Source organism: Ruegeria sp. CF1 (assembly GCF_056537445.1).
In genome coordinates this window covers 442,473-455,110 of sequence record NZ_JBQFRN010000002.1, presented here as the reverse complement: position 1 = coordinate 455,110, position 12,638 = coordinate 442,473, and the positions used below count along the sequence as shown (strand labels likewise).

The following is a 12,638-nucleotide window of genomic DNA, read 5'->3' as shown; positions in this document are numbered from 1 at the left end:
ATCATCTGGTCAGAATATCATACCCTACTGGAAAGCGACGGGGGAATTGAAGCCCCCTTGACGCCATTATCCACTTCTTCTTGGACTTAACCCAACGTCGTATTGAAGGTCCCCGGTAAAGTCACCTCAAGCAGTTCCACATCCTGCGAGGGGTCTGACAGCCGTGTTCGCATTCCCGGCGGGATGACGAAGGCATCGCCTTGTTCCAACCGATAGGGCTCGCGCCCTTCACCCTCAAGAGTCACCTCGCCGGTCATCACGAAGGTAAAGTGTATGTCGGTGTCGTGGCTCGCCCATTGAGGGTTACCCTCGCCCCGGCGCACGACCTGAACGCCCGCCACGCCTTTGGTATTCTCGGCAATCGTCGTGTCACGGCAGATGTAACCGGGCAAGCGGAATGGCACCCAGTCGGCATCATTGGCTTGATTGTAAACGAACCGCTGCCCATCCCATTCCCGATCCGGACGGAAATGCGGGGTGGGCAGTTCCATCTCATGATCAATCTCCGTGACATGCTCGGCTGGGACACCAATCTCGATCACCTGAACGTTGTCTGACGCTTCCAGCACGCGGTGGCGGATTTCAGGCGGCTGAATAAAGCAATCGCCTGCCGTCAGGCGCATCTTGTCGCCCTGATCTTCGTAGACCACATCGACCCAGCCGTGGATGCAGAAGATCAGCTGAAATCCGACTTTGTGGAAATGCACCATATCGGGCACAGGACCGCCATCTGGGATACGTATATGGCTGGCGATAATCGATCCGCCCAGCCGGTCCGGCACGAGATCGCGATAATGCATCCCTGCCCGTCCAATGATCCACGGCGCCTGATCCTTGAGCCTACGGACAACAAAAGAGTGGACCGTATCCGGCATGACCAGCGGCGGGTTCAACTCGTCAATCTCGATCCGGGTGCCGTTTGGGGCTACAAGACTTCGTTGACCTTCTGCAAAACCATCTGGATCGGATGTCAGAATGCGCAACGTTCCCGCCGCTTCAGCTGCATCTTTCTCGATCCGCAAGCGCAGACCGTGACCAGAGAACACGGCAACCCGAGGGTCATCTGCCGGATAGATCATATCCATCCGCATCCCCAGTACCTTGGTATAAAACGGGATATCGTTGCGCAGTTCCTGCGTCGGCAGTCGGATTTCAGCGCGCGTGAGGGAGTCGCCGGTATTGCTGGTCATTCTGTTTCTCTTCGGATTTTGGTTTTGGCCATCCGATCAGAACAGCAGCCAAAATGCCAATCGAAAAGTACATCTCCAGCGTTTCTTCCATCACGAACAAACGTGCAGCCATCGCAACCGAAAGGTATTCTTCGAACAATCCGCTGATTTCCTCAAGAAGCTGAGCCAGCACCGCAACACTTCCAGCCAGGAAAAAAATCATCAAAAAAGGCGCGCGGATCTTCAGTGCCTTAATTCCGTTCGGTATCCCATGCCAGAGCAAACCACCAATGACGATCGCAGCCAAAACGATCCTTACTGCAGTCACATCAAGCAATAAATCAACCCAGTTTAGCACCACGAAAGGCGCGCTGCCTTCTGTGTACACCTCCGCCTCCAATTCGCGCTCGGCCAACAGCAGGCAGACCACCGCGATGTAAAGCCGCGAGACGCCTCGGTAACGCGCCAACGCGACCAGCCCGGAAACCAGTAACGCAGTGGCCGATATCGTCTCAATCAACCCGCCTTCCTGGATGAAAGCCGCAGCCGCTTCGGGCCAAATCATAACCACAAAAAGAAATGAAACCGCCGAAACAAGCACAACAAAGAAGACATTCCGATTGACACCAATCCTGATTGAAGGGTTGGCAAATTGCGCATTAGCACAAGCTTTGTCTTCATGACGCATGATAAGGTCCGCCGCTTCTGGTGTCCGTCAGGTTCCCCGGAATTGGCTGTACATAAAAACGATGCAGCAACTCTCAACCAACGTTTCGTTAACGTATCCGTGAGGCCTGTCTCTGACTGCGGTCCGAGGCGACATAGCCAAGCGCTGAGAAATAGTTTAACCATCAAACGAATATTGGAACGGAGTTGTATTACCGATGTCTGACACACCGAACCTGAGGCAGGCCGCGCTTGACTATCATGCGCATCCAAAGCCCGGAAAGCTTGAGATCAAGACAACCAAACCAATGGCAAATGGTCGTGACCTTGCGCGGGCATATTCGCCAGGCGTCGCCGAAGCCAGTCTTGAGATAAAGGACAACGCCGCCAATGCTGAGAAATACACCGCCCGCGGCAATCTTGTTGCGGTTGTGTCAAACGGCACCGCAGTTCTGGGCCTTGGGAATATCGGCGCATTGGCCTCGAAACCGGTAATGGAAGGCAAGGCCGTCCTGTTCAAAAAGTTCGCAGGCATCGATTGCTTTGATATCGAGGTGGATCAGCCTGACCCAGAAAAGCTGGCAGATATCGTCTGTGCTCTGGAGCCCACATTTGGCGCGATCAACCTTGAAGATATCAAGGCACCGGATTGTTTTATTGTCGAAAAACTGTGCCGGGAACGGATGAACATCCCGGTGTTTCATGACGATCAGCACGGCACGGCAATCGTTGTTGGTGCCGCAGCTAAAAACGCCCTGTATGTGGCAGGAAAGAGCTTCGAGGATATCAAAGTAGTTTCGACCGGCGGCGGTGCTGCCGGGATCGCCTGCCTCAGCATGTTGGTGAAGCTCGGCGTTAAACGCGAGAATATCTGGCTGTGCGACATTCACGGGCTGGTCTATGAAGGCCGCGCCGAGGATATGAACCCGCACAAAGACCAGTTTGCACAGAAAACCGATCTGCGCACTCTGGATGATGTGATCGGAGGTGCCGATCTGTTTCTGGGTTTGAGCGGACCAAATGTGCTCAAGCCTGAGATGGTCGAGAAGATGGCCAAGACCCCGATCATCTTTGCGCTGGCCAACCCAACTCCGGAAATCCTGCCACAGGCGGCGCGCGAAGTTGCCCCTGACGCGATCATTGCGACCGGTCGCAGCGACTTTCCGAACCAAGTGAACAACGTGTTGTGCTTCCCGTTTATCTTCCGAGGTGCCCTGGACGTGGGCGCGACTGAAATCAACGACGAGATGCAGATCGCCTGCGTCGACGGCATCGCCGACATGGCCCGCGCGACGACGAGCGCTGAAGCCGCGGCGGCCTATAAGGGTGAGCAGCTGACTTTTGGTCCAGATTACCTGATCCCAAAACCCTTTGACCCGCGCCTAGTGGGGGTCGTTTCGTCATCGGTTGCACAGGCGGCTATGAAGAGCGGGGTCGCAAAACGACCCATTGATGACCTCGAAGCCTATAAAGAACGCCTGAACCAGACCGTGTTCAAATCTGCACTGTTGATGCGGCCAGTGTTCGAAGCCGCAGCCGTCGCATCGCGTAGAATTGTCTTCGCAGAAGGCGAGGACGAGCGTGTTTTAAGGGCTGCGCAAGCGATATTGGAAGAAACCACGGAAACCCCGATCCTGATCGGGCGACCGGACGTGATCAGCGCACGGTGCGAAAGGCTAGGCCTGACAGTACGACCGGGGCAGGATTTTCAAATCGTGAACCCTCAGGACGATCCCCGTTACTACGATTATTGGAATTCGTACCATCAAATAATGCAGCGTCGGGGGGTCACTCCGGATCTGGCCAAGGCCATCATGCGCACCAACAACACCGCCATTGCAGCAATCATGGTGCATCGCGGTGAGGCGGACAGCATGATCTGTGGCACTTTTGGTGAGTATCGCTGGCATCTTAACTATGTCGAACAGGTTTTGGATGATGGCGATTTGCGCCCGCATGGCGCGCTTTCGCTGATGATTCTGGAAGATGGCCCTCTGTTCATTGCAGACACGCATGTAAGACAATTGCCGACACCAGAAGAACTTGCCGAATCCACCATTGGAGCTGCTCGTCACGTGCGGCGGTTCGGGTTGGAACCCAAGATCGCATTTTGTTCGCAATCGCAATTCGGCAATCAGGCCGAGGGATCAGGCAAGCGGCTGCGGGCTGCGCTTGAGATTCTCGATTCCGAGCCACGCGACTTCAGCTATGAAGGCGAGATGAACCTTGATCTGGCTTTGGATCCTGAATTGCGTGCACGTATCTTCCCGAACTCGCGTTTGGAAGGCTCTGCAAATGTCCTGATCTTCGCCCATGCGGATGCGGCAAGCGGTGTGCGCAATATCCTGAAGATGAAAGCGGACGGGCTTGAGGTAGGTCCAATCCTCATGGGAATGGGAAACAAGGCGCATATCGTAACGCCTTCGATTACGGCCAGAGGACTGCTGAACATGGCGGCCATCGCAGGTACGCCAGTCGCGCACTACGGATAAGCCCAGCGCCTATATCATTACGAAACATGACCGGGCACCAGATTAGGTGCCCGGTTTGATTCTGTTAGCGCCAGCACATTTGCAGTAATAAATTTGCAGATTTGCAAATCCTTACATATGACACTCAGAAGTCTGCTCAGATCAGAAGATTTGCAAAAATTTGCAAGCCAAACTGCAAGGTTCTGCAAAGATTTTGCGATAAACTGACGCGCCGTTATGCGCATCGCTTGCTCGAAACATCCACGATGCCTAACACATAGCTCAAGGAATTTGGGAGGAGGCCATCATGGCATATCAGGACGTCTACGAGAGCTGGAAGAACGACCCCGAAGCATTCTGGATGGATGCCGCCAAGGGGATCGATTGGGTTCAAGCGCCCAGCAAAGCTCTGTTTGACGACAATGCGCCTCTTTACGAATGGTTCAGTGATGCCAAGGTAAATACGTGCTGGAACGCAGTTGATCGCCATGTGGAAAATGGTCGTGGTGAGCAAACCGCGATCATCTATGACAGCCCCATTACTCATACCAAACGCGAAATCTCATACGTCGAGTTGCGCAATCGGGTTGCTAATCTTGCTGGCGCGCTCCGTGCAAAAGGTATCGAGAAAGGTGACCGCGTCATCATCTACATGCCTATGATCCCCGAAGCGCTGGAGGCAATGCTGGCTTGCGCCCGGCTTGGAGCAGTGCATTCAGTGGTATTCGGCGGCTTTGCCAGCAACGAACTGGCCGTACGTATCGACGATGCGAAACCCAAGGCGATCATCGCTGCCTCATGCGGGATGGAGCCGGGACGCGTTGTGCACTACAAACCTCTGCTGGATGGCGCGATCGATCTGGCCGCCCACAAACCCGAATTTTGCGTAATATTCCAGCGCGAGCAGGAAGTCGCACAACTAATCGAGGGGCGCGACGTCAACTGGCACGGTTTCCAATACGGTACGGAGCCCGCAGAATGTGTACCAGTCAGCGGCAATGATCCAGCCTATATCCTCTATACATCCGGCACCACTGGTGCGCCCAAAGGCGTCGTGCGCCCGACTGCCGGCCATCTGGTCGCGCTGAACTGGACGATGAAAAACATCTACAATGTCGATCCGGGAGATGTGTTCTGGGCGGCTTCGGATGTCGGCTGGGTCGTTGGCCATTCCTATATCTGTTATGCCCCGCTGATCCACGGCAACACGACGATTGTTTTTGAGGGCAAGCCCGTCGGAACACCTGACGCCGGAACTTTCTGGCGCGTGATATCCGAACACAAGGTCAAAAGCTTCTTCACTGCCCCAACCGCCATTCGTGCCGTAAAACGCGAAGACCCAAGCGCAGAATTGATGGCGAATTACGATCTATCCTGCCTTAAGGCTCTGTATCTTGCAGGAGAGAGGGCTGATCCAGATACGATCATCTGGGCGCAAGATGCGCTGAAAGTTCCGGTCATCGATCATTGGTGGCAAACCGAAACTGGCTGGACCATCGCTGGCAACCCGCTCGGAATCGAAGAGCTTCCGGTCAAGCTGGGATCACCTGCCAAACCTATGCCGGGCTATGACGTTCAGATTCTGGACGAGGGCGGCCATCCTATGAAACCGGGCGAGTTGGGCGCGATCGCAGTCAAGCTCCCGCTTCCGCCAGGCACATTGCCAAACCTGTGGAATGCCGAGGCGCGCTTCAGAAAATCCTATCTTGAGCATTTTCCCGGCTATTACGAAACCGGTGATGCGGGCATGATCGACGAAGATGGGTATCTCTATATCATGGCCCGTACCGATGACGTGATCAACGTCGCCGGGCACCGACTTTCGACGGGCGGGATGGAAGAGGTGTTGGCCGCCCACCCCGATGTGGCAGAATGCGCCGTGATTGGGGTTTCTGATCAACTGAAGGGTCAGATGCCTGTCGGTTTCCTGTGCCTGAATGCCGGTTCCGACCGGAATCACGCGGAGGTGGTAACCGATGTGGTCCAGATGGTTCGTGACAAAATCGGCCCAGTCGCTGCGTTCAAGAAAGCCGTGGTGGTGGATCGTCTGCCCAAGACACGCTCGGGCAAGATCCTACGTGGTACGATGGTGTCGATCGCGGATGGCAAGGCGTATAAAATGCCTGCCACAATCGATGACCCAGCAATTCTGGACGAGATCACGGTGGCCCTGCAAACTATCGGCTACGCGCAGTAATTTCACGGTACGATCAAGCGGAGCGCCTTACGGCGCAACCGATTTGCGCTGTCGCGCGTGTGCGAGGCTCTGCCTCGCGCTCCGAGATATTTTTGGCCAGATGAAGGTTGGATCCGTTTTGCGATTGCGGGGCTTGTCATTGGGTCCTCCTCACCTCAGTTTGAGGTGGGGAGGACGAGCATGACACAGGGCGATATCTGGCGTTTTGATGCAACAGAATTGGCTGCGCTGACCCAAGCTGGCGAGTTGAGCGCAGAAGAGGTGATCAGTGATGCATTGGAGCGGATGCATCAGGTAAATCCCTCGCTGAATGCTGTCGTGGACGATCTGGGCACAGAAGCGTTAGAGCGTGCATCTGCGCTTGATCAGGCGCGCCGCAATGGTGCCTCGGTTGGACCGCTGCACGGGGTACCCGTGACCATCAAAGTGAATGTCGACCAGAAGAACCATGCCACCACAAATGGTGTGGTTGCCTTGAAGGATGTCATTGCCCCTGATGACGCACCGGTGGTTTCAAACTTGCATAAGGCGGGGGCCATTGTCATCGGGCGGACCAATACGCCCGAATTCTCGTTCCGCGCTGACACGGATAATCCACTTCATGGGCGCACGCACAATCCTTGGGGGCGCCATATCTCGCCGGGTGGGTCGTCCGGGGGCGCGGGGGCTGCAGTCATGGCGGGCATCGGCGCACTGGCGCATGGCAACGATATCGGAGGTAGCTTGCGGTTCCCTGCTGCAGCCAATGGTGCGGTTACAGTGAAACCGGGGCTGGGCCGCGTACCGGCCTGGAACCCCAGCCAGAATGCAGAACGCGGGATGCTGGCACAATCGATGTCGGTACAGGGCTTGATCACAAGAAGCGCAAAGGACCTGCACCTTTCGATGCCCAGCCTGATCGCCCCGGACGCCCGCGACCCCTTCCATGTGCCAATGCCTTGGCGCGGCGCGGGGCCGGATATCCCAATCAAAGTTGCGTTCACCAAAAATACGTTCGAATACGCTTTGCACCCCGAAGTGGACAAAGCGCTAAGTACCGCTCGGGAGGCGCTGGTAGATGCCGGATATATAGTTGAAGACATTGATCCGCCGGATGTGTTCGAATGCGGGCGCATCGGCTATCGCGCGCTGATGGGTGAAGTGCTGACGTTGATGAAAAACGATATCGAGGCAGCCGGGTCTCAAACCATCCGTGATATTTTCGAGGTTTATTTTCAGGAGTTTCCTCCGATCGTAGGCGACGAACTGATTCAGGCGTTGGCGCAACGCAGCCATTTTGCGCGCCAATGGTCGCTATTCATGCAGAAATATCCTTTGGTCCTGTCTCCATTCCTGCCGCAACCGTTCTTCAGACCTGATCGCGATACCGAAGGTGCGGAAGGCGTTCATGAGGTGTTAGGATGCGCGGTCTATTCTTATGCGATGAATTTCCTCGGGCTGCCCGCCGCCAGCGTTCCCGCACGCTTGGCCGAATTGCCGAATGGGCCGCAACCGATCAATGTTCAGATTGCTGCTCGACGCTGGCGTGAGGATATGGCGGTGGATGCAGCGGTCGCGATCGAAGCGCGTGTGGGGCAGATGGCTCCGATTCTGTGGGATCGAATGAGCGCGCAAACCTGAGACATAGTCACTCAGGCCTCACAAATGAAATAGACCCCGGGATTTTGTCCCGGGGTCCGCATACTAAAATATGCCCGGATTAAGATGACGAGCGTAGCACCACCCACCCTCGCCAGCGCGAAAACTGCGCAATCATTCGAAAACACCTTTAGATGGCCACTCACTTCCACCTCGGCGTGTTCTCCGGGCAACTTGAAGTTAACAAACCCTTATCGCGTTGCATGTGAACTGGTTCACACAAGCGGTGGAAAAATGATCAACACGCTGAGATTTAAGTAAATTGTTCGGAGATCAATCGTTCTTCCAGGCCGTGGCCAGGGTCAAATAGAATACGATGCTGGATCGCAATCTCAGACCTGATCTCGACCCAATCGATATCCGGAAACGATATGGAATCGGCCGCAACGATAACCGGGCGTTTGTCAGCCTCGATCACATCGAATCTGACTTTCGCAACTTTCGGCAGCAAGGCGCCACGCCACCGCCGGGGGCGAAACGCGGCGATTGGCGTCAATGCCAGAACGTCCGCGCCAATGGGTACAATGGGTCCGTGAGCGGAATAGTTATATGCGGTTGAACCCGCCGGCGTGGCAAGCAATGCACCATCACACACGAGTTCGGCCATGCGTACCCGCCCATCAACGCTGATCCGCAACCGCGCTGCCTGCGGCCCCGCACGAAGCAGCGAAATCTCGTTGATTGCAAGTGCTTGGTGCTTTTGGCCCGCCTGGTCCATTGCAGTCATCGCCAATGGATTGATGACTTCTTCCTCTGCCTCTGCTAGCCGGGCCATCAGATCAACTTCGGCATATTCGTTCATCAGAAACCCGATGGTACCGCGATTCATTCCATAAACCGGCTTGTCCAAATGCTGGACGCCCTGCAGCGTCTGAAGCATGAAGCCATCACCACCCAGCGCCACCACAACATCTGCGTCTCTCGGCGCTGCATTTCCGTAGCGCGCCACAAGCGCATCCCGGGCGGTCTGCGCAACCTTGGCATCGCTGGCCAGAAAGGCGATTCTCTTTGTCATGTTTTATAGTTTCCAGTGCTGCACATTTGGTTCCGAAACAAACATACCTTTCCGCAATAGGCCAGAGTTGACGCCATAGAGGGCCATTTCGTCGCTTTACAACCTTTCTGACACACGTCGTTTCCGATAGGAAATCCGCCAGATACACCCCAGCCATGCGGAGCGCACATGAACGCCAATCTTCGTGACAACGGATTTTTCACCCAGTCCCTCGCGGATCGTGACCCCGAGCTGTTCGGCTCGATCACATCTGAATTGGACCGCCAGCGCGACGAGATCGAACTGATCGCCTCGGAGAACATCGTCTCTGCCGCCGTGATGGAGGCGCAGGGCTCGGTCATGACCAACAAATATGCCGAAGGTTATCCGGGCCGCCGGTACTATGGCGGTTGTCAGTTCGTCGACATTGCCGAGAACCTGGCTATCGACCGTGCCAAGCAGTTGTTTGGGTGTGAGTTTGCCAACGTCCAACCGAATTCGGGATCGCAGGCGAACCAAGGTGTATTTCAGGCGCTGATCAAGCCCGGTGACACCATTCTGGGAATGTCGCTGGATGCAGGTGGTCACCTGACCCATGGTGCGGCGCCGAACCAGTCAGGCAAGTGGTTCAACGCGGTACATTATGGCGTGCGCAAGCAGGACAACCTGATCGACTATGATCAGATCGAAGCGCTGGCAAAGGAACATAACCCCAAGCTGATCATCGCCGGAGGCTCGGCCATCCCGCGCGTCATCGATTTTGCCCGCATGCGTGAAATCGCTGAAATGGTCGGCGCCTATCTGCATGTGGATATGGCCCATATCGCCGGTCTGGTTGCCGCAGGCGCGCACCCTTCGCCCTTCCCGCATGCGCATGTGGCCACCACCACCACGCATAAAACCCTGCGCGGCCCGCGCGGCGGCATGATCCTGACCAATGATGAAGCGATTGCCAAAAAGGTAAACTCGGCGATCTTCCCGGGCATTCAGGGTGGCCCGCTGATGCATGTGATTGCTGGCAAGGCCGTTGCCTTTGGCGAGGCACTGCGTCCTGAGTTCAAGGACTATATCAAGCAGGTCGTTGTGAATGCGCAGGCCCTTTCAGATCAGCTGATCAAGGGTGGCCTGGACACTGTGACCCACGGCACCGATACCCATGTGGTTCTTGTCGACCTGCGCCCCAAAGGCGTTAAAGGCAACGCAACCGAGAAAGCTTTGGGCCGGGCACATATCACCTGCAACAAGAACGGTGTGCCGTTCGACCCCGAAAAGCCCACGATAACCAGCGGTATCCGTCTGGGCTCGCCCGCCGGAACCACCCGCGGTTTTGGTGAGGCCGAGTTCCGCCAGATCGCAGACTGGATCATCGAAGTGGTCGACGGTCTGGCCGCAAATGGCGAAGACGGAAACGGTGCGGTCGAAGCCAAAGTCAAAGCCGAAGTCGCCGAACTTTGCGCGCGCTACCCGCTTTATCCGAATCTCTGATCCAATACGGATCTTAGAACAGAAAACGGCGCCCTGATCGGCGCCGTTTTTCTTTGAGGCGTGCAGCGGTCAGATATACCCGCGCCATCGTAGTACGAACACAGCCAACGCCGCCAACACGATCAGGCCCAACGCAAGCGAACCAAGAAAGCTCAGGAACCATCCCCAACGTCGATCTGCCAGATTGATCGCGTTCAGGTGGCCTTGCACCTCGTCCGACGCTTTTTCGAGCCGGGGCATATCCAAAACCATCCGCAGTTTGGGATGCTCGGCCATCTGCTCGGCCTCTGCCAGAACCAAGGCCTGTTTATAGACCTTGCGCGGCAAACGCCGCTTTGCGCGCCGGATCGAGGCAATCAGGGTCTTGTCTTTCACGCCAAGCTTTTTACGCAGCAACCGAATGGTCTCTGCGATCCGGGTCTGGATATCGATTTCCTGCGTCATTGGCGCCTCCTGACGGGACAATTTAGCCGCGCGTCACACCGGCGACAATGGGGCTGGTTGTTCCGCGCGGTGACGCGTATCACAGAAGCATGCTGAATACGATCATCCATGGCGACCCGACCGATCATCCGCCCCTGCTGATAGCGCATGGCCTCTATGGTTCGGCGCGCAACTGGGGAGTCATTGCACGGCGACTGTCGAACGAAAGACAGGTGATCGCCGTCGATATGCGCAATCACGCCTACAGCTTTTGGGATGCTCAGCATGGCTACACAGATTTGGCGCATGATCTGGCCAAGGTCATCGACAGCGTTGGCGGCATCGCCGATATCGTCGGGCATTCCATGGGTGGAAAAGCTTCGATGGTGCTGGCGCTGGAATATGGCAATCTGGTGCGCAAGCTGATCGTCGCCGACATCGCACCAGTGGCATACAGCCACAGCCAGATTCAATTCATCGAGGCAATGCGGGCGGTCGATATGTCCCGCGTTCAGCGTCGTTCAGATGCCGAAGCACAGCTGGCCGATCTGGGCGTCGAAAAGGCGCTGCAGAGCTTTTTTACGCAGTCTTTGGATGTTGAGGGAGGCCGGTGGCGGCTGAACCTAGATGTACTGGCCAGCGAAATGCCAAAGATCATGGGCTTCCCCGAGATTTCGACCCATTGGGACGGCCCCGCTCTGTTCCTGTCTGGCGCAGCATCAGATTATGTTCAGCCCGAATACCGAGAGCAAATTCGCACCCTGTTTCCTTCAGCTCGCTTCGCCAAAATTCCCGGTGCGGGGCACTGGCTGCACGCCGAGAAACCCCGCGAATTCGAAGCTGCAGTCAGGACCTTCTTGAACGCTTAATCAAGCGCCTTGATACAGGCGTTTTGCCACCAGCCACGACACCGGCGCGGCAACAACCGCCCCTGCTGCTGCGGCGGAAACGATGGCCATCCAGGTCACCATTCCAACCGCTAGGACCGCAATCACGGCAGAACCCGCGATGGCTGTGGCGATCAAAGAATAAAGCGTGGCTGCTAGGCGTATCATGGCCAGTATCCTGTGTTTAAGCTTCTGGCCTTTACATTACAGCAACGGAATATGTGTGACTTTGATTTGGGTCAGATATGTAGCTACATCCCGCGATCCATGGGCCCGGTCGCCTCGCCGCCGCCATTCACCCAATCCGCAAACCCGCCCAGATTATAGACGTGTAAATACCCCATATCCTTGAGCAGTTTTCCAGCCAGCGCCGCCCTGCCACCAGATGCACAATGCAGGATGATCACCCGGTCCTTGCGCAGTTCCGCGTCATGGGAAGGCAGCTCGGGATCGGCCCGAAACTCCAGCATACCGCGCGGGATATGATGCGCACCGACCGCGCGCCCTGTCCTTTCCAGTTCAGGCGCATCGCGAATATCCAACAACAAGGCACCCTGCCCGATCAGTTCTTTCGCCCGGCTGGCATCGATACGTTCAACCACCGCGTTCGCAGCTTGCATCATGTCTTTGACCGTCAATGGCATTTGCACCCCTCCAGGAAATGAATCCGTGAAAGGCTAACATGCAGAAAATTGAAGGTGTAGACGT

General features: G+C 56.0%; 11 protein-coding genes. 5 read left to right on the top strand and 6 right to left on the bottom strand.

Annotated features, from left to right (window positions below; all coding sequences use genetic code 11):
• Nucleotides 1–86 precede the first annotated feature (86 nt).
• The gene (locus tag ACRZ96_RS07345) at nucleotides 87–1,190 is read right to left on the bottom strand and encodes a cupin domain-containing protein (RefSeq protein ID WP_480586584.1); all 1,104 of its coding nucleotides are present in this window, start codon (nucleotides 1,188–1,190) and stop codon (nucleotides 87–89) included.
• Nucleotides 1,153–1,857, bottom strand: coding sequence for a hypothetical protein (locus tag ACRZ96_RS07340; RefSeq protein WP_480706674.1), 705 nt, complete (start codon nucleotides 1,855–1,857; stop codon nucleotides 1,153–1,155). Before ACRZ96_RS07340 ends, ACRZ96_RS07345 begins: the two co-directional genes overlap by 38 nt.
• A 196-nt stretch (nucleotides 1,858–2,053) precedes the next feature.
• On the opposite strand from ACRZ96_RS07340, the gene ACRZ96_RS07335 reads away from it, so the two are divergent.
• The 3 genes from ACRZ96_RS07335 to ACRZ96_RS07325 all read left to right on the top strand — a co-directional run bounded on the left by ACRZ96_RS07335 (nucleotide 2,054) and on the right by ACRZ96_RS07325 (nucleotide 8,123).
• On the top strand, nucleotides 2,054–4,327 hold the full coding sequence (locus ACRZ96_RS07335) for an NADP-dependent malic enzyme (RefSeq protein WP_480706676.1): 2,274 nt from the start codon (nucleotides 2,054–2,056) through the stop codon (nucleotides 4,325–4,327).
• A gap of 286 nt (nucleotides 4,328–4,613) precedes the next feature.
• Nucleotides 4,614–6,503 carry a propionate-CoA ligase PrpE gene (gene prpE, locus ACRZ96_RS07330; protein ID WP_480706678.1) on the top strand — a complete coding sequence of 630 codons (1,890 nt, stop codon included), beginning with the start codon at nucleotides 4,614–4,616 and terminating at the stop codon, nucleotides 6,501–6,503.
• A gap of 180 nt (nucleotides 6,504–6,683) precedes the next feature.
• Nucleotides 6,684–8,123 (top strand): amidase family protein, encoded by a 1,440-nt coding sequence (locus ACRZ96_RS07325; protein ID WP_480706680.1) that lies wholly within the window; start codon nucleotides 6,684–6,686, stop codon nucleotides 8,121–8,123.
• A 271-nt stretch (nucleotides 8,124–8,394) separates the two neighbouring features.
• On the opposite strand, the gene ACRZ96_RS07320 is transcribed toward ACRZ96_RS07325, so the two are convergent.
• The gene (locus tag ACRZ96_RS07320; RefSeq protein WP_170391948.1) at nucleotides 8,395–9,156 is read right to left on the bottom strand and encodes an NAD kinase; all 762 of its coding nucleotides are present in this window, start codon (nucleotides 9,154–9,156) and stop codon (nucleotides 8,395–8,397) included.
• Nucleotides 9,157–9,324: 168 nt separating this feature from the next.
• Between ACRZ96_RS07320 and glyA the strand changes: the two genes are divergently transcribed.
• The gene (gene glyA, locus ACRZ96_RS07315; protein ID WP_480814360.1) at nucleotides 9,325–10,620 is read left to right on the top strand and encodes a serine hydroxymethyltransferase; all 1,296 of its coding nucleotides are present in this window, start codon (nucleotides 9,325–9,327) and stop codon (nucleotides 10,618–10,620) included.
• A gap of 69 nt (nucleotides 10,621–10,689) precedes the next feature.
• Here the strand turns inward: glyA and ACRZ96_RS07310 are convergent, their stop codons facing one another.
• Nucleotides 10,690–11,064 (bottom strand): hypothetical protein, encoded by a 375-nt coding sequence (locus ACRZ96_RS07310; protein ID WP_480814359.1) that lies wholly within the window; start codon nucleotides 11,062–11,064, stop codon nucleotides 10,690–10,692.
• Nucleotides 11,065–11,153: 89 nt separating this feature from the next.
• Between ACRZ96_RS07310 and ACRZ96_RS07305 the strand changes: the two genes are divergently transcribed.
• Nucleotides 11,154–11,912, top strand: coding sequence for an alpha/beta fold hydrolase (locus ACRZ96_RS07305; RefSeq protein WP_170512263.1), 759 nt, complete (start codon nucleotides 11,154–11,156; stop codon nucleotides 11,910–11,912).
• On the opposite strand, the gene ACRZ96_RS07300 is transcribed toward ACRZ96_RS07305, so the two are convergent.
• Nucleotides 11,913–12,098 (bottom strand): hypothetical protein, encoded by a 186-nt coding sequence (locus ACRZ96_RS07300; RefSeq protein WP_170391965.1) that lies wholly within the window; start codon nucleotides 12,096–12,098, stop codon nucleotides 11,913–11,915. It lies immediately after the preceding gene.
• Between the two features lie 83 nt (nucleotides 12,099–12,181).
• A complete protein-coding gene (locus ACRZ96_RS07295; RefSeq protein WP_480771968.1) occupies nucleotides 12,182–12,574 on the bottom strand; it encodes a rhodanese-like domain-containing protein in 393 nt (130 codons plus the stop codon).
• Between the last annotated feature and the right edge of the window lie 64 nt (nucleotides 12,575–12,638).